At 38.1% G+C, this 19,879-nt stretch carries 21 protein-coding genes; 3 read left to right on the top strand and 18 right to left on the bottom strand.

Features of this window, described 5'->3' with window-relative positions; all coding sequences use genetic code 11:
* Positions 1 to 335 precede the first annotated feature (335 nt).
* The 4 genes from AAJG31_RS22750 to AAJG31_RS22735 all read right to left on the bottom strand — a co-directional run bounded on the left by AAJG31_RS22750 (position 336) and on the right by AAJG31_RS22735 (position 2,432).
* On the bottom strand, positions 336 to 557 hold the full coding sequence (locus AAJG31_RS22750) for a hypothetical protein (RefSeq protein WP_279495460.1): 222 nt from the start codon (positions 555 to 557) through the stop codon (positions 336 to 338).
* 280 nt (positions 558 to 837) lie between these two features.
* Complete coding sequence (locus tag AAJG31_RS22745; protein ID WP_279495461.1) at positions 838 to 1,368, bottom strand: hypothetical protein; 531 nt, start codon at positions 1,366 to 1,368, stop codon at positions 838 to 840.
* Positions 1,369 to 1,739: 371 nt separating this feature from the next.
* Complete coding sequence (locus tag AAJG31_RS22740) at positions 1,740 to 2,102, bottom strand: hypothetical protein (RefSeq protein WP_279495463.1); 363 nt, start codon at positions 2,100 to 2,102, stop codon at positions 1,740 to 1,742.
* An 81-nt stretch (positions 2,103 to 2,183) separates the two neighbouring features.
* Positions 2,184 to 2,432, bottom strand: a complete 249-nt coding sequence (locus AAJG31_RS22735; RefSeq protein WP_279495465.1) for a hypothetical protein — start codon at positions 2,430 to 2,432, stop codon at positions 2,184 to 2,186.
* A 184-nt stretch (positions 2,433 to 2,616) separates the two neighbouring features.
* Between AAJG31_RS22735 and AAJG31_RS22730 the strand changes: the two genes are divergently transcribed.
* Together AAJG31_RS22730 and AAJG31_RS22725 are read left to right on the top strand one after the other, a co-directional pair.
* Positions 2,617 to 2,841: a helix-turn-helix transcriptional regulator gene (locus AAJG31_RS22730; protein WP_009371981.1), complete on the top strand. Its 225-nt coding sequence runs from the start codon at positions 2,617 to 2,619 to the stop codon at positions 2,839 to 2,841.
* A gap of 193 nt (positions 2,842 to 3,034) precedes the next feature.
* Positions 3,035 to 3,400, top strand: coding sequence for a hypothetical protein (locus tag AAJG31_RS22725; RefSeq protein WP_279495467.1), 366 nt, complete (start codon positions 3,035 to 3,037; stop codon positions 3,398 to 3,400).
* Between the two features lie 192 nt (positions 3,401 to 3,592).
* On the opposite strand, the gene AAJG31_RS22720 is transcribed toward AAJG31_RS22725, so the two are convergent.
* The 14 genes from AAJG31_RS22720 to nusB all read right to left on the bottom strand — a co-directional run bounded on the left by AAJG31_RS22720 (position 3,593) and on the right by nusB (position 18,467).
* Positions 3,593 to 4,306, bottom strand: a complete 714-nt coding sequence (locus tag AAJG31_RS22720; protein ID WP_279495468.1) for a hypothetical protein — start codon at positions 4,304 to 4,306, stop codon at positions 3,593 to 3,595.
* Positions 4,307 to 5,032: 726 nt separating this feature from the next.
* Entirely contained in the window at positions 5,033 to 6,004 is a 972-nt protein-coding gene (locus AAJG31_RS22715; RefSeq protein ID WP_279495469.1) for a tyrosine-type recombinase/integrase, read from the bottom strand.
* A gap of 140 nt (positions 6,005 to 6,144) precedes the next feature.
* Positions 6,145 to 6,936, bottom strand: a complete 792-nt coding sequence (gene spo0A / locus AAJG31_RS22710) for a sporulation transcription factor Spo0A (RefSeq protein WP_016993890.1) — start codon at positions 6,934 to 6,936, stop codon at positions 6,145 to 6,147.
* A gap of 384 nt (positions 6,937 to 7,320) precedes the next feature.
* Positions 7,321 to 8,268 (bottom strand): SpoIVB peptidase S55 domain-containing protein, encoded by a 948-nt coding sequence (locus AAJG31_RS22705; RefSeq protein ID WP_048392300.1) that lies wholly within the window; start codon positions 8,266 to 8,268, stop codon positions 7,321 to 7,323.
* A gap of 122 nt (positions 8,269 to 8,390) precedes the next feature.
* On the bottom strand, positions 8,391 to 10,082 hold the full coding sequence (gene recN / locus AAJG31_RS22700; RefSeq protein WP_054549167.1) for a DNA repair protein RecN: 1,692 nt from the start codon (positions 10,080 to 10,082) through the stop codon (positions 8,391 to 8,393).
* Between the two features lie 33 nt (positions 10,083 to 10,115).
* Positions 10,116 to 10,565 (bottom strand): transcriptional regulator ArgR, encoded by a 450-nt coding sequence (gene argR / locus AAJG31_RS22695; RefSeq protein ID WP_004231170.1) that lies wholly within the window; start codon positions 10,563 to 10,565, stop codon positions 10,116 to 10,118.
* Positions 10,566 to 10,665: 100 nt separating this feature from the next.
* Positions 10,666 to 11,484 (bottom strand): TlyA family RNA methyltransferase, encoded by an 819-nt coding sequence (locus AAJG31_RS22690; protein ID WP_004231167.1) that lies wholly within the window; start codon positions 11,482 to 11,484, stop codon positions 10,666 to 10,668.
* A complete protein-coding gene (gene dxs / locus AAJG31_RS22685) occupies positions 11,484 to 13,385 on the bottom strand; it encodes a 1-deoxy-D-xylulose-5-phosphate synthase (protein ID WP_048392297.1) in 1,902 nt (633 codons plus the stop codon). Before dxs ends, AAJG31_RS22690 begins: the two co-directional genes overlap by 1 nt.
* Before the next feature lie 163 nt (positions 13,386 to 13,548).
* Positions 13,549 to 14,430 carry a polyprenyl synthetase family protein gene (locus tag AAJG31_RS22680; RefSeq protein ID WP_054549165.1) on the bottom strand — a complete coding sequence of 294 codons (882 nt, stop codon included), beginning with the start codon at positions 14,428 to 14,430 and terminating at the stop codon, positions 13,549 to 13,551.
* A 3-nt stretch (positions 14,431 to 14,433) separates the two neighbouring features.
* Positions 14,434 to 14,667 carry an exodeoxyribonuclease VII small subunit gene (gene xseB / locus AAJG31_RS22675; protein WP_008179899.1) on the bottom strand — a complete coding sequence of 78 codons (234 nt, stop codon included), beginning with the start codon at positions 14,665 to 14,667 and terminating at the stop codon, positions 14,434 to 14,436.
* Positions 14,664 to 16,022, bottom strand: a complete 1,359-nt coding sequence (xseA, locus tag AAJG31_RS22670) for an exodeoxyribonuclease VII large subunit (RefSeq protein WP_279495476.1) — start codon at positions 16,020 to 16,022, stop codon at positions 14,664 to 14,666. The genes xseB and xseA overlap by 4 nt, the downstream gene beginning before the upstream one ends.
* Positions 16,023 to 16,252: 230 nt before the next feature.
* On the bottom strand, positions 16,253 to 17,068 hold the full coding sequence (locus tag AAJG31_RS22665) for an undecaprenyl-diphosphate phosphatase (RefSeq protein WP_048392294.1): 816 nt from the start codon (positions 17,066 to 17,068) through the stop codon (positions 16,253 to 16,255).
* Between the two features lie 129 nt (positions 17,069 to 17,197).
* The gene (folD, locus tag AAJG31_RS22660) at positions 17,198 to 18,052 is read right to left on the bottom strand and encodes a bifunctional methylenetetrahydrofolate dehydrogenase/methenyltetrahydrofolate cyclohydrolase FolD (RefSeq protein WP_054549163.1); all 855 of its coding nucleotides are present in this window, start codon (positions 18,050 to 18,052) and stop codon (positions 17,198 to 17,200) included.
* 31 nt (positions 18,053 to 18,083) lie between these two features.
* Entirely contained in the window at positions 18,084 to 18,467 is a 384-nt protein-coding gene (gene nusB, locus AAJG31_RS22655) for a transcription antitermination factor NusB (protein ID WP_004231146.1), read from the bottom strand.
* 385 nt (positions 18,468 to 18,852) lie between these two features.
* Between nusB and AAJG31_RS22650 the strand changes: the two genes are divergently transcribed.
* A complete protein-coding gene (locus AAJG31_RS22650) occupies positions 18,853 to 19,755 on the top strand; it encodes a MerR family transcriptional regulator (protein ID WP_115673384.1) in 903 nt (300 codons plus the stop codon).
* Positions 19,756 to 19,879 lie beyond the last annotated feature (124 nt).

The following is a 19,879-nucleotide window of genomic DNA, read 5'->3' as shown; positions in this document are numbered from 1 at the left end:
ACCCCACCGCCTCAGCACTTTTTATATGCCTATCTTTAAGGGACAAAACGATATACACGAATAAATGACAACAAAACTGAATTTACGAGAATATAAGTTACATAGAATTAGCGTTAAGCACTTTTATATCGATATAAGTGTTTATCAACAGATATCATTTTTGCGATTAGCAAAAATAGAAGTATGAGCGTTAGCGAATGCTTCGTAAAGAACTCTACGGCTCATTTCATTCGCCTATCGCTGCCAGTAAACTGTCATCGATGATAAGCACTTTTTATATACCTCTCTTTAAGGACGACACCTCACAAACGTTGATATGACGAGGTTTCTAACGGTCAATAAGCACTTTTTATTTCGGATAAGTGTTGCGGTTGAGGTCGTCGAGAACTACGGGTCAGAATTTCATCGATAAGATGTGATCGTTCAAATATAAAGACAAGTTTGCCTCGCCTATGTCGACTTGGCTCCATTTTGATTAAAGCTTGTCCCGCATCGATAATTTCCTGTGCTACTTGGCGAGAATGGATTACTATAAATTTTTCGATTTTCGCTTGCATTGTTGTTCATCCTCCTGTATAATGACATTATAAATAATAAAAATGTTATGATGGTTATATTTTGCGCAAAAATATAAATACCAACTTTTATTATATCGTCAGCACTTGCGGAATGTAAAGTGCTTTTTTGCATTTTTTTAAACTTTTTTCCTTCACTTCCATTCAATCTTACTCGCTCTAAGCGTTAAGCCACTTTTGATATGCAATATTCGTGCCCCAGATCGTCAAATGTTCGGACGTCCGAATTTCTGCAAAACTTTCATCTACTATATAATGCACACTAAAACGTCCTATTTAGGGACAACTTTTCGATAAAATATATTTCCTCGGCTATTTGTCGGGCAGATTCGGCTTGCTCTGCTTTTTCCGTAGCCTGTTTGGCTTGCGCTTCTAATTCGTTGATACGTTCGCGATACGCTTTTAATGTGTCGATTTTACCATCGAGTACTTCCGATTTTGCTTGCGCCTTTGCTTTCGTGGACTCTGCGGAAGGCTTAGCGATTTCGTATGTTAAGGAAACGGGTAAGTCCTCGATTAATTCGCGAGTTTGTTCATCCGAAATTCGGATAATCGTTTCATATCTCCTAATTAAATCGTAAACCTTATTACGTTTGATGCCGATACTCTCTGCCCACGATTGAAAACAGCCGTACCCATTCTTTGCCAGCACGTCTTGTGCCTCTTTTAATTCTCGCCCTAAATTCGTATACGCCTTACCTACAATCTCTCGCATATTCGACTCTTTCATACGTAGAAAGTCAGCGGTTGCTAAGTCTAAATTTTCGTATTGAAACACTGCTACTTCGTTCATTTCCGTTAATTCTCCTTTCGTTTTAGACGTTCTAGCCTTCGCATGATAAATACGTCGACTTGCGATTTAAAACCGTTTTTAGCCACGTTTATAAAGGCGAATCGATGGCGCTATGCTTCGTTTGCGCGCACGGCGCACAATCAAACGTCAAAAATTTTGACAATCGAGTCAACTTATATATGAGCTAAGCACGTAATAGAAAAACGGCTACTCTGCAAAGTAACCGTCTCTAATCGCAGTTGGCGCTACGATTTGATTGTGACAAATTGTCACGAACAAGAACTACTCTAAGATTTGCCAGTCCTGTTGGCGCAGGATCAGTTGGCGCAAGTGAGCTTCCTCATAACAATTCGCTTTAATATCGTTCAGGATTAATTTGAATCCGAGATTACTTCCTCTATAGTTAACGTCATCTTAAAATCTCTTTTCCAGCGTTTACTGACCTTCTTACGAATGTTTACTGAAGTTTCAATATCTCCGGCTATATTTCGTAGTGGATTTAAAACAGCATCCAACCTAGCCATTTCATCCTTCACAACTCGACGCTTTTTAAGTGTGTCTTGTAATTGCGTTACAAAACTTAACGAAAATTCTTCTGATGGATCGATTCCCTCTAAGTCGTGATACATACTACTAATATACTTATCTAGTCGAGACAACTCTTTAGTTAATATGCCTCGTTGATTGTTTAATTCCAATAATAATCCATTAAATTTTGAATGATACTCGCACATATTAACTCCTCCAATCGTTTATTCAGGTACAAATGATGTCAATCAAAGCGTGATTTAACGTCAACAGAAGTAAATAATGTATTAAGAAACTAATCGATCAACTTGCGCTAATGCCAGGAGCAGTTGCTCCGCTGTATAGTTGCTGAGGTTTCCTATGATATTCGCTAATTCCGCTGTGTAAACTAGATTGATATCCTGGTCATTAATCATTAACGTAGCTTCACATTCATCTGCGCAAGTAATTAGCTGCACACCTTCCATTAATTCCGTTGTCACCATCGTTACTGAGTAGTCGTCATCTAAAGTTACGTGTTCAATAGTTTGATTCATCTGTAAAGCCTCCCCATATTTTAAATTTCTTAATATAAGCAATACCCATCGTTTTTATTACCTAAAAAGTATTACTTAATTCGTAATATAAAGATACCACCTTACATATAATACGTCAAGCGTAATACGGGAAAAGTTTTATATTGTTTTAAAACATGCTATACTACGAGGAAGGAGTGATATTATGACAATAAAAATTACACTGAACGAGACATTAGAAAACACATCATTAACACGAAATGCAATCGCAGTTAAAGCAGGAATAAGACCAGCAACACTTCATGAATTAGTAAACAATAAAACCAAAGGAATCACTTTTGAGACATTAAGTAAAATCCTAAACGCCATGAACGAATTAGACACGACACGCACTTACGATATAAAGGATATTTTTATTTATGAAAAGTAAAAAAGCACAGGCCTTATTCGCCTGCGCTCAATATTTTGCAATTATTAATTAAAAAATGCCGGAATAACGTGATGTAGCACTACATAAGCACCTGCACCGAGACCCATTCCTACCACAAATAGCATCTAAAACACCTCGCTATATTTTTTATTACTTTAACCCGTATTCGCAAAAAACATACGGAGGTGCAACATTGGAAAGTGTTTGGGATTTAAGAGACAGTTATAGTCCGTTAGTAATCCGTAAACCAAAAGAAACTGTCTTGGAAAGAAAGACTTTGAATAGTAGCCTTAAAGTTATGTACTCAACGATCCCTCTATTACTGACGCCAGGAATTGCGTACGCAAACGACGGAAGCAGCACGTTTTTTAAAATTTACGATACAGTTATGACTCTATTCGATCAAGGCGTCGTATTGGTTATCGTATTTGCTGGCGCTTCTTGGGCGTTAGGTCACCGCAGTAAAGCTATAGAATTATTAATCGCTTGTTGTTGCGGATATTTACTAGCAGCTCATGCCGTCGAGATTCGCGACTTTTTAAAAAGTATCAAAAGTTAGTTCTAAAACGACATATCAGCTTCATAAGCTATATAGCAACAACGTGCTATTAGCTTTTTCCAAAAATATGACGCTTTACTGCCCTCGCAGTGAGGCGTTTTTTATGGCCAACGTCTAGCAATTTACACAAATCGTCGGAGGTTTTATTTTCTAAGCTTGACAAGACGAGTAAATCGTTAGCGTGCGCCATTTTTAATTGGATAAATCGATATATTCGTCTCTCAGTTTCAATACTTCCGAATTTAGATCTGTTTTAAAGCGTCTCATTACCTTTAACTCATTCTCGATATTTTCATATATAGAAGGATCGTATCCTTTGTAATCATGTATGAACTCCGCATCTTGATATTCTTCGTCCACGTAGATGTAAATTTTATCAGAATTGATTATCCTATCTATTCTAATTATTCTTTCGAACATAGAATAAACACAATCATAGAATTCAAAATTAACTTTTGCAGCATCTTCCAAGTATTTTTGTTTAAACTCCATGCATGAACTTGTTAGCTCTCTAATTCTATTTACTGACCTTTTAGGAATAAATGCTTTTGATTCGTCCAATTGATTATGCACTTCATAGGATTTTAAAATATCAAGCATTAAACCATTTAATTTTTCAGCTTCCATCATTTTTTTAGGTAATTGGTTTCGTCTTTCTTTTTTATCTTGAGAATTAATTGTATGTATTACTCCTAATAGAGTTAACCCTCCACTTATTACCCCTCCGAAAATAGCAGCGATAATTGTGGCGTAAAAGCTAATCCAAGTGGAATTTTGAGAAACATTAAAACCTAAATCTGTTTTAGCAATTAAGTTAACTACAATTGCAGCAATAAAAACGAATATTATTATGTAAACACTGTACTTAAGAACGAATCTTTTATTCTTTATTAAATAATCCCGCATCTAAAACACCAACTTTTTTAATTTTTCAATTAACATATAGTAATTATAAATTATTATTCTATTATTTGGTATTATTAGTTGACTTGAAGCTTTCGCTTTGGCTGACTGAATTAGAGCGGAAGGCTGACCGCAAAATTATCTACCTTGTTCGCAAAACAAGGCTGAAATAGCGATGTTAAGGAACAAGATAGATAATCCGGTTCGGCTGACGTCACCGTCGCGTTGAGTGTGCCGCCCTATTCAATTACGAGATTTCTCTCCGTATTCCTTTAACTCTCACCAATCCCTTGAGCGAGCTATAACGCTTGCAAACGCAGTCTTACGTTGCACATTTAAGCCGCCGTTCCGATCATATTGTCGGGCTGCGACACGTTAAGCATGAAATACGCTACTGCTCCGTAGAGCAATCGGTATCCTTCATACAGCACTTATCGGTAGCTTTCACCGTTCGGCCGCAACGAGGAATAGGGAACTCGTATTCTGCAGCCTACGCTTAATTATTGCAACGGCTAAGCGATAACCTTCCAAGGTTAGATTAACGACGAATTGGTTGGCGAATCCTCGTCGCTACTGCTAAAAAAGTGTGCACTTAATAGGAGTTGCATCATCGAATTTTTTTCGATATAATGAACCCTAAGTAAACGCAATTGCTGGCAGGCAATTATTAGCGTAGATATTAAGTTGTAAAGTCGGTCGACGCTCCAACGTCAGCCGGCTTTTTTCTGTTTAAATATCCAAATTTTCAAGCGGACTATGCTGTCGATACTTCTTCATCACTTCCTTATCAGCGAAATCAAGATAGATTTGCGATGTGACCTCAACACTCGCATGTCCGAGAAGTCGAGATAATGTTGCTAAATCACCACCGTTTATTAGATACCTCTTAGCAAAATTATTTCGAAGTAAGTGCGGTGTTATTTGAAGGCCAACGTCTCGACTCCGAAGTCTAAACGAACGCTCCACGCCTTCTATACGATGCTTTGTCCCTCGATTTGTCGGGAATAGGTAATTACAATCTGTATATCTATCTTTAAATGCAATCCACGATTTTAAGTTATTGCGAGTTTTCTGTGAGAAATAAACAAATCGTTGCTTTCCCGATTTAGTCTTCCTTAATAAAATTGCGTTACTACGTAAATCAATATCTGATGGCACCACTTCTAAAATTTCGCCAATCCTAGCACCGCTATCAAAGATTAATCGAGCTATTACCCAATCACGGTATTGATCGAATTTAGTAACGTCGAAAGAACGGAAAAACTGTTTTAATTCATTATCTTCGAGCATAACTTTGATTTTTCGCTCGGGTTTAACATTCTTTAAATCCTTTAACGGATTGCTGCGAATAAGTTGCTCTGAATATAAATGCGAATAAAATGCTTTTATGTTACGTACATAATTCGCTATTGTCGTTTTACTCACCGGTTTACCAAAATCGACCCGTCGTTCTGGGTAGTTTACAGGCGATTCTACGGCACTTACTGTAAACTTACCTCTATCTTCGATTGAACGAATATAAGCTTGAATATGCTCTACCTTGACGCTTTTAACGTCATCTATTTCGAAGTTATCCAATAAGTACCTTGCGAATAATCTAAGCGTCTGTTCATACGATTTTAATGTTTTAGGCGACAGACCTTTCGCTGAACAATCGAGCATGTAGCGATCAATTTCTACTAAAAACGGATTTAAAGCCATAAAAAAATACGCCCCCTTAATCAGTCGTAAAAAACTGTTTAAGAAGACGTTATAATTAACGTAATATAACTGTTTTATATAATAAGTTTACCGCATATTCTCCGCTAGCCTGTCGTCCATAAACGCAGTCATACCAACGTTTAGCTAGCCATCATATCAATACGAATTTTGTCTGCGATCATGGCGATGAATTCGCTATTTGTTGGTTTGGATTTCAAGTGATGGACTGTATAGCCAAACATTGACGAAATGGATTCATAATTGCCACGATTCCAGGCTACCTCTATGGCGTGACGAATCGCACGTTCCACGCGGGATGGTGTCGTATTAAATTTTTTAGCGATTTCTGGATATAAAATTTTTGTCACAGATCCTAATAATTCAATATCCTCAAAGACCATTTGAATGGCTTCACGCAAATAGGAGTAGCCCTTAATATGTGCAGGTACACCGATTTCTTTGATGATGGCTGTAATCGTACTGTCTAATTGATGCTGATTTAATTTTTGAGGTACTGTCGGTTGTAATACGCTTGTCTTTTTCGGAAGTGTCGCCTTCTGTCCAGCACAATGTAAAATCTTTTGTACCAATTGGTCGAATTCAAAGGGCTTTAGCATGAAATAAGAAGCTCCTAAATCCACCGCCTGTTTCATGACATCCTCTTGGCCAAAAGCCGTTAGCATAATGACTTGAATGGATGACATTTTCTCATTTTGATACATGGACTCTAATACAGCTAAACCGTCAAGATGAGGCATTATTATATCTAGAAGTAAAATATCTGGTGTAAATTCCTCAAGCATTTGTAGACATACTTTTCCATTTGAAGCAGTTGCAATAATTTCTATTTCGGCATGTCCTTGAAAATACTGCTCCATTGTTTTTAATAACTCACGATTATCATCTGCAATCGCTACTTTTACCTTTGTCATTTCAATTCCTCCTTCTGGACTTGCTTTGAACACCTCAAAGCGATAACCTAAACCCCTAAATGCCGTTTTTGGCACACTGTGGAATTTTCGACATTTTTGTTTTAAAAACCTTTTCTATTTCCAAAAATGAGTATGTAGTCCGATACTTTCTTTTAATATCGACAAGTTACGCTAAATGACGCGACTTGTCGAATGCTCTTATAACTTATTTTAGATAAATTTAGTAGATAAAACTACAGTTTTTTTAAATATCATGCCTTCTTCAGGAAATTATCGGAAATACATGTTGGATTCGATGAAATAAGGGTAAAAAATCCGTGTAGTTTCCCGCGGCTTTTGTCCTGCCTGGGGAAAATTAAACGGATTTTTACCTTTCATACCTTTTTATGAAGACCTTCTTAACATTTCCGCTACTGTTAGCGCTGCACCTTTTTTCGGCTCCTCCACAAACATATGTGTCACAGCACCGACAAAACGACCGTCTTGGATAATAGGACTGCCACTCATTCCCTGCAAAATGCCACCTGTTTTTTCAATGAGCTTCTCGTCAGATACTATAAATTCAAGGCGTTCATTTTCCACTTTGGTAATTTCTATTGAAAAGGTTTCCACCTTACTGCCTTCAATGGCTGTATAGATTTCAGCTTTCCCCGTTTTTATATCTTTTTCATGCATAATTTCTATCGCTTTGGGTAATCTTTGTTGATAACCGTCTTCCCAGCGGCCAAAAATACCATAAATAGTATTTTTATCTATACTACCTAGACGTTCTTGATGCTTTTCAATGGAGGAAATTTTATAGCCAGGTTGGCCTGGTGTGCTTTTTCGGATTTGCTGAATAGAAGCTAAAAAAATGGAGCCAGCTCTAAAAACAGGGGCTTCTTGTAGGGTTGAATCGACAATTTGATGACCTAGTGCACCGTAATTTTTTGTCTCTGGATCAATATAAGTCAGTGTTCCTACTCCATCTGTTTCATCTTTTAAAAAGGAAATGACATGCTCTGCTTCTTGGTTTTGTAATTCCAATGTAATTTGTTGGCCTTCACTATTGATCGTCCATGTCTGTTGGCCATCTTTTGCCACAGCCTGCTTGGCATCAGCAAGAGATTTTACTGGTATATCGTTTATTTTTTCAATAACAGCGCCTCCTTTCATCCACTGATTGGAAGCTAACAGTACATCGTGTGCGACAAATACATGGGACAATTGAAGTTGAATTCCAATTGCTTCGCCCATTGGTATAAGCTTTTTGGCGGCTAAAGCTTGTATAGGCAACACTAATAAAAAGATGAGCATAGGCAAAATGACTAATTGACGCCAATGACGATTCATACGACACCTCCTTTTCATTTTTGTCTTTTTACTATGTGTTGTTGTGACGTTCTTATAAGCGGTAAATATTTGCGCAAAATGAAAAAAGCCAGAAACAGCTGAAACTGTTTCTGGAATAATGGTTAACGCATTTGTTTTTTTCGTTCATCTGCCATTTTTAAAAGCTCCGTGGCATGCTGTAGTGTCAACGCTGTAATTTCCGTTCCAGACATCATACGGCTAACTTCCTCTATACGAGCATCTTGATCAATCTCTGATAAGGAAGTAAACGTTCGATCATGCTCGACTTCTTTTTTAATGAAGTAATGATGATCAGCCATCGCTGCAACTTGAGGTAAATGTGAAATACATAAAACTTGAGAATTAACAGAAATCGCGGCAATTTTCTCTGCAATCGCCTGCGCAACCCGACCACTGACACCTGTATCCACCTCATCAAAGATAATGGAAGTAATTCCATTGGAAGAAGAGAAAATGGTTTTCAACGCTAGCATCATTCGTGATAATTCTCCACCTGATGCAATTTTCGGTAAAGACTTTGGTGGTTCCCCAACGTTTGTGGAAATGTAGAAGATAATTTGATCTTTCCCATTGGCATCGAAATAGGGTAATTCATCGAAATTGACAATAAATTTTGCTTTTTCCATATGTAATTCACGTAGCTCTGCCATAATTGCTTCACTCAATTGTTGAGCTGCAGCTTTACGTACAGTTGAAAGTTCACTAGCCAGCTCATTGAGTACAGCTTCCATCTCTAACACACGTCGTTCTTTCACCTGCAAAATCTCATCACGATTCAACAGCTCATTTAACTCGTTTTTAATTTTTTCATAATAAGCCAAAATCTCTTCCACTGTCGTACCATATTTGCGTTTTAAAGTTTGCAACAACGCTAAACGCTGCTCAACCTCGTTTAAACGTGCAGGGTCAAATTCCAATTCATCTAACACATTTTTGACCTGATAGGCTGCATCCTGTAATGCATAAAACGCAGTTGTCACTGCCTCAGATGATTCTTTGAATTGTTCATCAACCGTTGCAGCATCTTCTAAAGCACCCATTGCTGTTCCGATCCAATCAAGCCCTTTCGTTTCGCCCTGAATGGCTTCATAGGCTGCACTAGAACGTTCAAAAATTTTATTAAAATTCATCAGACGACGGCGTTCGTCTAGAAGCTCGTCTTCCTCACCTAACTTTAAATTAGCTTCGTCCAACTCTTTAATTTGAAATTGATACAAATCGATACGTTGTGCCATCAACTGCTCATCAATGGATATAGAAGCTAAGTCTTTTTTGAGCAAACGGTATTCATCATATTGGGCGCGATAGTTTTTTTGAATCGGCGACAGCTCTTCTTCTGCAAACTGATCAAGCAAATTGATGTGCTGCTTTTCATCCATTAGCTCTTGATTTTCATGTTGGCCATGAATATCTATGAGACTTGCCCCAATGTCTCTTAGTACCGACAAAGGCACGAGCTTTCCATTCACTCGGCAAATACTTTTACCGGTATCATTCAAATCACGACGTAAAATAATTGTATCTTCTTCTATTTCAATGCCTGCTTCTTCTAACTTTTTCAGAACAGGATGAACTGAACTCGAAATTTGAAATAAGCCACCCAATTCTGCTTTTCTTGCGCCATGACGAATAAATTCAGTGTTGCCTCGTCCTCCTGCAAGTAAATGCACCGCATCAATGATAATAGATTTTCCGGCACCTGTTTCCCCAGTGAGAACTGTTAAGCCTTCTAAAAAGCTGACAGTCAAATCCTCAATGATGGCAAAGTTTCGAATACTAAGCTCTCTTAACACAAATTGTCACCTCTAAATCAAATTAACCATTTTTTATAGCATGTCTAATAAACGATTTTTTGTATTTTCACGCTCATTTTCATTTCGACAAATAATTAAAATGGTATCATCTCCAGAAATTGTACCTAAAATTTCGGGCCAATCTAAATGGTCAAGTAGGGAAGCAATGGCATTCGCATTCCCAGGAAGAGCTTTCATGACTAAAAAATGTGATGCCCCATCAATACTTACAAAAGCATCCGCTAATGCACGATGTAATTTTTGGACTGGATTGAAACGTTGATCTGCGGGTAGGCTATATTTATAACGCCCATCCTGTAATGGTACTTTTACTAAATGAAGCTCTTTAATATCTCGTGATACAGTAGCTTGTGTCACATTATAGCCTGCTTCTTTTAAAAAATCGACTAAATCATCTTGTGTTTCAATTTCATGATTGGCGATAATATCCCGAATCCGTATATGTCGTTGTCCCTTATTCAACGAAATCACCTCTTATAAATAATTGTATATGTGTATAATCACACTACCATTTTCAACAAAAAAGCACAAGAAAAAACACGGCTCTATAAGCGAGCACGTGTTATTTTAATGAATTATGCGCTTCTTCAACGAGTGCATTAAAAGCTGTATATGCAGGTAGCACTTCTTGTCCAATAGGATTCACTAAATGGAATAAAAATTCAATATTTCCTTCTCCACCTGTGATTGGAGAGAATGAAGCATCTTTTACTACAAAACCAACCTCAGTTGCCATTGCAGCCGTTTTTTCCAAAACTTCTAAATGTACTTTTTTATCACGAACAATTCCTTTTTTACCTACTTTATCTTTCCCAGCTTCAAACTGAGGTTTCACCAATGCCATAACATCCCCGCCTGGCAGCAATAATGTTTTTAATACTGGTAAAATCAGTGATAACGAAATAAAGCTAACATCGATTGTTGCAAAATCAGGTAAACCTTCTGATAAATCAGCTGCCGTTGTGTAGCGAAAATTCGTTTTCTCCATTACTGTCACTCGTTCATCAGAGCGAATTTTCCATGCTAATTGGTTCGAACCAACATCTAGTGCATAGCAATGTCTTGCACCATGTTGTAAGGCACAATCTGTAAAGCCACCTGTAGAGGAGCCAATGTCAAGCATTAGCTTCCCTTCTACAGACATATCAAAAATTTGTAGCGCCTTTTCTAATTTAAGGCCTCCACGACTCACATATTTTAAATCTGAGCCCTTTACTTGTAGCGGTGCATCGACGGCAATTTTCTCGCCTGCCTTATCAATTCGTATTTCATTTGAAAAGACAAGGCCTGCCATAATGGACCGTTTTGCTTTTTCTCTTGTTTCACATAGTCCACGCTCTACAAGTAAAATATCTACACGTTCTTTTGGTTGTTTTGTCATTATTTATTCAAACCCACTTGCTGTTTTTGTTGAAGTAATACATGCATACGTGCAACCGTATCTTCTGCTGTCATATGAATTTCTGCGAGTAGCTGATCTACGTTACCATGCTCAATATATTGATCTGGAATGCCCATTCGATCAACTAGTGCATTTAAATAGCCGTGGTCATGAGCAAACTCTAATACACCACTACCAAATCCACCTTGTAGAACAGCTTCTTCAATTGTTAAAATCGGTTTTTGACTAGATAATATACGGTGTAGCATATCCTCATCCATCGGTTTGATAAAGCGTGCATTGACCACTTCAATATCGATTCCTTGTTGCGCAAGCATTTCAGCAGCAGCCATTGCCATTGGAATCGTTGTTCCAAATGTCAAAATAGATGCATCTTTCCCCTCACGTAAAACTTCCCAGCTACCAATTGGTAAAGCTATAAGCTCATCATCTAATGGCACACCAATTCCATTACCACGTGGATAACGAAGTGCAATAGGACCACCATCATAATCAATTGCTGTTTTTACCATATGTTGCCCTTCATTCTCATCCTTTGGCATCATAATTGTCATGTTTGGAATATGACGAAGGAAAGCAATATCAAATACACCTTGATGTGTTTCCCCATCTGCTCCCACTAAACCAGCCCGATCAATACCAATAAAGACATTTAAATTCGGGCGAGCAATATCATGCAATACTTGGTCATATGCACGTTGCAGGAACGTAGAATAAATCGCTAAAAATGGCTTCATCTTTTGCGTAGCTAATCCTGCAGCCATCGTTGCCGCATGCTGCTCCGCAATCCCTACATCAAAGAAACGATTTGGGAAGTCCTTTTGAATACCTTGTAGCTTTGAACCTACAGGCATGGCAGGTGTAATCGTTACCACTCGCTCATTTTCATGAGCAATTTTACGAACCGTCTCAGCAATTAAACTACTCCAAGCTGGTCCAGTAGTCTCAGACTTCACAAAGGCACCATTTTCAATTTTATAAGGACCTGTTCCATGCCAATTTCCGATTGTATCATCCTCGGCTGGTTTATAGCCCTTTCCTTTTTTCGTAATAACATGAACAAGGACTGGCCCTTTTACTTTTTTCGCATGTGATAATGTCATTTCAAGCGCTTCAAAATCATGTCCATCAATTGGACCAAGATATTTAAAACCTAGCTCCTCAAAAAACACACCAGATACTACTAAATATTTTAAGCTATCCTTTACGCGTTCAACAGTAGAGGCAAGCTTTCCACCTAATACTGGAATCTTATTAATAAGTGATTCCAGCTCTTCCTTGGCTTTTGAATACTCCTTGGCTGTACGTAGACGACCTAAAACATTGTGTAATGCGCCAACATTTGGTGCAATCGACATTTCATTATCATTGAGGATGACAATCATATTTGTTTTTGCATGGCCAATATGATTTAATGCCTCAAGTGCCATACCACCTGTTAAAGCCCCATCACCAATAATAGGGATAACAAAGTTGTTTTCTTTTTTTATATCACGTGCTGCTGCCATACCCATGGCTGCTGATAAAGATGTCGAGCTATGACCTGTTTCCCACTCATCATGTTCACTCTCCACGCGCTTCGGAAATCCACAAAGCCCTTTGAACTGACGTAGTGTGTCAAATTGACTCGCACGACCTGTTAAAATTTTATGCACGTAAGCTTGGTGGCCAACATCCCACAAAAACTTATCTTTAGGACTGTCAAACATTTTATGCAGCATCATCGTTAACTCAACTACGCCTAAATTTGGCCCGATATGCCCACCTGTGACAGAACATTTTTCGATTAAGAAGGTACGAATTTCTTGGGCAAGCTGCTCAAGCTCCTTCTTATTTAAGTTTTTTAAAAAGGATGGACTAGTTATTTTATTTAAATCCACCTTTCTCACACACCTTTTCAATAAAATATTCACCGCAATTGTGTTTCCACCATTATAGCAGTGTTATCAATATGCTAAAAGTACGAGCACTTCATTGTTTACATATTGCAAACGTTCCCACCTATTCTAGCATATTCTTTTCCTTCAACGCCTTGATTTTCTCTTAGTTTTTACGATGAACTATATAAGCAGCAAAGTCACGTAATAGGCTGACATCTATTGGTAATTGATCGAGTGCGTTAATGGCATGTTGATAATGCTCAGCAAGCTTTTCTTTTGCTCCCTCTAGGGTTAAGAGTGCTGGATAAGTGCTTTTATCACTAGCGACATCTTTTCCAGCTGTTTTTCCTAGTTCTTCAGTCGTTCCCTCAATATCTAAAATATCGTCTTGAATTTGGAAAGCTAAACCAATATGGTGCGCATATTCTTTCAATGTAGCACGGTCTTGTGCTGATACATCTGCAAGTACGGCTCCCGCTTCAATACTAAAACGCAATAAAGCACCTGTTTTATTGACATGGACTTGTTCCAATTCAGCTAAATTAAGCTGACGTTGCTCCCCTTCCATATCTAGTACTTGACCACCAACCATGCCTTCTGCACCTGCTGCAACGCTTAGCAACTGGACAAGCTCAATACGCTTTTCAGCAGAGATATCCATGCGTGCTAAAATGCCAAATGCCAGTGTGTTTAATGCATCACCAGCAAGCGTAGCCAGCGCTTCTCCATAAACTTTATGATTTGTTGGCTTGCCTCTTCTAAAATCATCATTATCCATGCTTGGTAGATCATCATGGATTAAAGAATATGTGTGAATGATTTCAATAACCGAACCGACAATCAAACCGTCCTGAAGATTTTTACGGTAAAGCTCTAGTACCGCTAACACAAAAAGCGGACGAATTCGTTTACCCCCTGCCTTTAATGAATAAAGCATGGATTCCTTTAAATCTGCTGGTGCATCAATTTGTTCAACAAGTGCAAACATCATCTCTTCAATTTGTGGTGTATTGCTTTCAATAAAGTACTTTAATGGCTCATTCATTTCCTAATTCTCTCCCTTTAGTGGATCAAATGCTGTTGTTTCACCAGTCTCTTGGACAATTGATACAAGCTGCTCCTCAGCATGTTGCAGCTTACTATGGCAAAACTTTGATAGCTCCATTCCTTGCTTGTATAAATCAATCGCATTTTCCAATGGCACATCACCCTGTTCTAACTGGCGAACGATTTCTTCTAGTGCCGTCATGGCTTCTGCAAATGTTTGTTGTTTTTCAGTCACAACAATTCCCCCTCATTCTTTGGCAAGATATTCGTCACGTTAGCCACAACCTTTCCATCATGGAAAGTCAGTGTCAGTTGATCTTGCTTTTGCACCTCAGTGGATGATTTGATCATTTGCTGATCTTTATATGCTACTGTAAATCCTCTTGTTAGAATGGACAGTGGATTTAAAGCTTCTAATGTTCTAACGGTTGACTCAAATTGTTGTTGCTTTTTTGCCACATAATACGTTGTAGCACGTGATAATTGTTGAACGCGCGCTTCAAGCTCTCTCTGATGAAAAGCAAGTGCCTTTTTGGGTGAATGTTGCTCCACCGTACTATGTAATTGTTGAAGTTGGGCAGCTTTTTTCATCAAGCTCACTTGCATTGCTGCCTGTAATCCTGACTCAAGCTGTGCCAATCTTTCTGTAAAAGGTCGATAAAGTCTTTCTGGCATTGACAATGGATAAGACTGCTGGAGCTTATTTAGACGTTGTCGCTCTGCCATAAGTTGCGACCTAACCATTTGATGTAGCTGTGATTTCTGCGTAAGCACGCGTTGGTAGAGATCCGCTTGATCGGGCACAGCCAACTCAGCAGCAGCTGTTGGAGTAGGTGCACGTAAATCGGCTACATAATCGGCAATCGTTGTATCTGTTTCATGGCCAACCGCACTAATAATAGGAATTCGGCTTTCAAAAATAGCTCTTGCCACAATTTCTTCATTAAAAGCCCATAAATCCTCGATGGAGCCTCCTCCTCGCCCGACAATCAACACATCACAGCTTGCCTCTTGATTAGCACGTTGAATATTTTGCACAATATTCGGTGCAGCCTGAGCTCCTTGTACAAGGGTTGGATAAATCAAAATTTCAGCAAGTGGGTAACGCCTCTTTAAGGTTGAACAAATATCCCGTATAGCTGCACCAGTTGTTGACGTGAGCACACCAATTTTTTCAGGAAATTTTGGTATCGGTTGCTTCCACTCAGGTTTAAAAAGACCTTCTTTTTGTAATTGCTCTTTTAATTGATTGAAGGCAACAAATAAGCTACCAATGCCATCTGGTTGCATTTCCTGTACATATAGCTGATAGGTTCCATAGCCTTCGTAAACGTTTACATCCCCTCGGATAAATACTTGCATACCTTCCTTTGGTTCAAACGCTAATTTGGTAGCCGCTGCTTTAAACATCGTCGCAGCTATTCGGGCACCATCATCCTTTAATGTAAAGTAAATATGGCAGGATTGATGAATTTTCACATTTGATAATTCACCTTTTACATACACTTCACGCAAATGTGGATCTGCATCGAATTTTCGTTTAATATATTTTGTTAACGCTTTTACTGTTAAATAAGAAGCAGAGGACATGTTTTCGGCTCCTTTACTAAAATCAAGTTTTTCACAAAACTACACCTATCATAACATTTTTTGCAGTCGTTGACGTGCCAAAATGCAGTTTCGATAGAAAAAATGACTGTCTTTCTTCTATCGAAAAACAACTATAACACATTCCTACACGTTCTCACTATTAGAAATCGTATATTATGACAAATAACAAACAAAGCCCCATAACTTCATACGTTATGAGACTTTATATTTTAATAAAATAGTAATAAAAGAGTTCCTACAATAAAACAATAATACGTAAAGTAGCTAAGTTTACCACTTTTCATAATGCCCATAAACCAACGCATCGCAAAATAAGTCATAATGAGTGTTGCCAAGAAAGTGGCGGCATATGGAAGAGCTAAGGCACCTTTATTCGGCTCGTCTAAAAAATCTGTAATGCCAAGGACTACCCCACCCAAACTTACAGGAATATAAAGCATAAAGGAAAAACGTAAGGCTGTATCCTGCTTCATCCCTACTGCTATGGCGGAAATAATCGTAGCTCCTGAACGGCTAATGCCTGGCGTTAAAGCAACTGCTTGCCCCAGCCCTACAATGATGGCATCTTTAGCACGTAAATCTGCATCTTTCTTCTTGCCACGCATATTACGAATTAACCATAATGCAGTCCCTGTCACAAATAGCATGAGCGCAATCGTTGTCATACTTACGTTATCTGCAATAACATCACTTAATAACACCCCTAAAACGCCAGCAGGAATTGAACCGATGACAATATAGAGCGCAAAGCGAAAATCTGCGTTATACCGCTTTTCTCTAGTTTTCAAGTAAAGAAAAAAATGACTGATCAGACGAACAATATCCTCACGATAAATATACATAATAGCAAGTAACGAAGCTGTATTGGTTAAGATGGCAAAAGTAAAACCTTGTTCACCTAGTCCCAGCATTTCGCTAGCAATCATTACATGTCCACTCGACGATACAGGAATTGGCTCTGTAAAACCTTGGACAAGTCCAATAATGATATGCTTGACAATTAACATAATATCGATATTTTCCATAAAAACCTCCTCCTCAGTATGTATGTCCCAAACGTTACATTAGACGACATAATCGAAGAAAAGTTCTGAATTTACACAACAAAAAAGTCACCTCACACAATGTTGAGATGACTTTCTTCAAAAGGTTTTTTATTTTGCAAGCGTATTTTCAGCTGCTTGCACTGTGTTGAATAGTAACATTGTGATGGTCATTGGTCCTACACCACCTGGTACAGGCGTAATATGAGACGCAATTCCATCTACTTCTGCAAAGTTTACGTCACCGCATAATTTATTGTTGTCATCGCGATTAATGCCTACATCAATAACAACAGCCCCTTCTTTCACGTGCTCTTTCGTAATAAAGTTTGCACGTCCGACTGCGGCAATTAAAATATCTGCTTGTTTTGTAAATGAAGGTAAATCTGGCGTTTTAGAGTGTGTATAGGTTACCGTTGCATCCTTTTGTAAAAGTAGTTGTCCCATTGGTTTACCAACGATATGACTACGACCTACGATTACAGCATGCTTTCCTGCGATTTCAATTCCTGAATACTCAAGAAGCTTCATCACGCCAAACGGTGTACAAGGTAAAAATGTTTCTTGGCCAAGCATCATTTTCCCAACGCTTACAGGTGAGAATCCATCCACATCCTTCTCGACAGCAATCGTTGCAATGACTGTATCCTCATCAATATGTTTTGGGAGTGGTAATTGAACTAAAATACCATGAATATCCTCACGTTGATTTAAAAGCTCAATTTGTGCTAGTAATTCCTCTTGCGTTGTCTCTTCGGGTAATTTAATGAGTTCTGAAAACATACCAATCGCTTCACAAGATTTTTGTTTATTTCTCACATATGTAGCTGATGCCTGGTTGTCTCCAACTAACACAACCGCTAAACCAGGTGTCAATCCTCGCTCTTTTAAACGAATGACACGCTCTGCTACAGCATTACGAATTTCTTGACCAATCTCTTTACCATTAATAATTGCACTTGACATAAACCTTCGTTACTCCTTCCAATTCAACACATTATTCTTGTTCTGTAAATTTAGAAAGTACACCATTGACGAATTTAGATGAACTATCATCGCCAAATGTTTTACATAACTCGATTGCTTCGTTTAGTACTACTCTTTTTGGTGTTTCTGGCATGTATAACAATTCATATACAGCTAAACGTAAAACCGTTCTTTCAATTTTGGGTAGACGGGCAAGTGACCACTTTTCAAGATGCTGTTCTAATGTAGCATCGATTTCCTCCAAATGTTCAGCTGTTCCATTTACGATCTTTTCGTAGAAGGCATTGGTAGGTTGACCTTTAATATGGCCCATTGCTTCTTCAACTGTTAGATCCGTATTGTCTAGCTGAAACAAAACTTGCAACGCTTTTTCGCGTGCTTCATGTCGTTTCATGTAAAGCTCTCCTTCTTAAGTGGCATTAAGGTTTATAATAGCATAAAATCACATGAGAAACACGATTTCAAGCAAGTTTTCAATAATCTGAACCTTTTTCAAGGAACTTTTTGTTTAAGCCCACTTCTCATCGAAATAGTGGTATTCCAAAAATGAATGTTTCCTGTTCGTAATGGTATAATAAAGAAAAACGTTAGAGGTGTCACAATGCAAACTGAAGCTATATGTCTTAGCTGCAAAAAACATTTAAAATGGTTGACGGTGAAGAACAATATCAACAAATGAAGGAACGTACATCTCACCTATTTTACTGGGTGGATGCAAGCATAAAATTCGTTTTGATGCCATTCGAAACTTTTTTAGCTTTTATTAGTGGAGGCCATTTATGAAGGAACATTATTATACGATAGGTGAGGTTGCCAAACTTTCAAACTTATCGGTTCAGACATTACGTTATTATGATCAAATTGATTTATTTAAGCCTGCTTATATCGATACCTTCACCAATTATCGGTATTATAAAGGCAATCAGCTATTCTATTTAGACATTATAAAGTCCCTTAAATATATCGGCGTGACGCTCGATGATATAAAAAAAGCACTTAGATTAACCTCTGAGGAGTTGCTTGATTTTTTAGCTCAGCAGGAGCTACGCATCAATGAAAAAATTTCTCGTTTAAACGAAGCAAAAAATACTTTACTGAAAACAAAAAAGCAATTACAGGAGCAAATTGATATCCCAGTCTTCGGTGAGATTTATGTGCAAATAGAGGAAGCAATGCCCGTTCTTCAAGTAACCACTACTGAATTAACACCGACATCGAGCACCAGTACATACTATGCCACTTTAATTAAAATCATCGAAAAGGAAGGCAGTGTCTTAAACAGTCGTTATGGCTGTATTTATCCACTAGAGCCCTATAAAGATGTCAATGACATCATTTATGATGCTATTTTCACTCCCCTATTAACGGAGCGCACATTTTCGCAGCTTTCACCAAACATACAACAAACCATTATTCCTGGCGGTAAATATGTATGCATTGCCTTTATTTACGATCCTGATACTTATTTTTCATTCTATGAAAAGTTGAGAAATCATGTATTAGCTCAGGAGGAACTATTTGAGTCGCAAGTGTATGAGCTATACATGCCAGCAACGCTCACTATGGAACAAGAAAAGAAATTTATAGTAGAATTAAAGATTAGGCAAAAACAAGAGACACAAAATTCCTCCGAAAAAGTAGTGGCGCATTCGTATAACTCTCAGCCAGAACTCCCAAACTGATAAAAATTTTTAAAAATAAAAACAAATCTTTTGACCCTATAGTTACTATAGGGTTTATCGTATTACATGGAAATATTCTAGTAGATTGAAAACATGTATCGCGAACAATTAGAAGGAGAAGTTT

Origin of the sequence: Lysinibacillus sp. BS3, assembly GCF_039614735.1 — a bacterium.
GTDB lineage: Bacteria > Bacillota > Bacilli > Bacillales_A > Planococcaceae > Lysinibacillus > Lysinibacillus capsici.
Note: the sequence above shows the minus strand (reverse complement) of the source record. Positions and strands in the feature narration are given on the sequence as shown.

Excerpts from the sequence above, each read along its gene's own strand:
- AAJG31_RS22665 (WP_048392294.1), bottom strand. The coding sequence starts at position 17,068 with ATGGAAAATATCGATATTATGTTAATTGTCAAGCATATCATTATTGGA.
- AAJG31_RS22740 (WP_279495463.1), bottom strand. The coding sequence starts at position 2,102 with ATGTGCGAGTATCATTCAAAATTTAATGGATTATTATTGGAATTAAAC.
- nusB (WP_004231146.1), bottom strand. The coding sequence starts at position 18,467 with ATGAAACGACATGAAGCACGCGAAAAAGCGTTGCAAGTTTTGTTTCAG.
- AAJG31_RS22650 (WP_115673384.1), top strand. The coding sequence starts at position 18,853 with ATGAAGGAACATTATTATACGATAGGTGAGGTTGCCAAACTTTCAAAC.
- AAJG31_RS22720 (WP_279495468.1), bottom strand. The coding sequence starts at position 4,306 with ATGCGGGATTATTTAATAAAGAATAAAAGATTCGTTCTTAAGTACAGT.
- AAJG31_RS22705 (WP_048392300.1), bottom strand. The coding sequence starts at position 8,268 with ATGAATCGTCATTGGCGTCAATTAGTCATTTTGCCTATGCTCATCTTT.
- AAJG31_RS22745 (WP_279495461.1), bottom strand. The coding sequence starts at position 1,368 with ATGAACGAAGTAGCAGTGTTTCAATACGAAAATTTAGACTTAGCAACC.
- AAJG31_RS22750 (WP_279495460.1), bottom strand. The coding sequence starts at position 557 with ATGCAAGCGAAAATCGAAAAATTTATAGTAATCCATTCTCGCCAAGTA.
- folD (WP_054549163.1), bottom strand. The coding sequence starts at position 18,052 with ATGTCAAGTGCAATTATTAATGGTAAAGAGATTGGTCAAGAAATTCGT.
- AAJG31_RS22735 (WP_279495465.1), bottom strand. The coding sequence starts at position 2,432 with ATGAATCAAACTATTGAACACGTAACTTTAGATGACGACTACTCAGTA.
- AAJG31_RS22680 (WP_054549165.1), bottom strand. The coding sequence starts at position 14,430 with ATGAATGAGCCATTAAAGTACTTTATTGAAAGCAATACACCACAAATT.
- AAJG31_RS22715 (WP_279495469.1), bottom strand. The coding sequence starts at position 6,004 with ATGGCTTTAAATCCGTTTTTAGTAGAAATTGATCGCTACATGCTCGAT.
- AAJG31_RS22690 (WP_004231167.1), bottom strand. The coding sequence starts at position 11,484 with ATGACAAAACAACCAAAAGAACGTGTAGATATTTTACTTGTAGAGCGT.
- AAJG31_RS22730 (WP_009371981.1), top strand. The coding sequence starts at position 2,617 with ATGACAATAAAAATTACACTGAACGAGACATTAGAAAACACATCATTA.
- xseA (WP_279495476.1), bottom strand. The coding sequence starts at position 16,022 with ATGTCCTCTGCTTCTTATTTAACAGTAAAAGCGTTAACAAAATATATT.
- spo0A (WP_016993890.1), bottom strand. The coding sequence starts at position 6,936 with ATGACAAAGGTAAAAGTAGCGATTGCAGATGATAATCGTGAGTTATTA.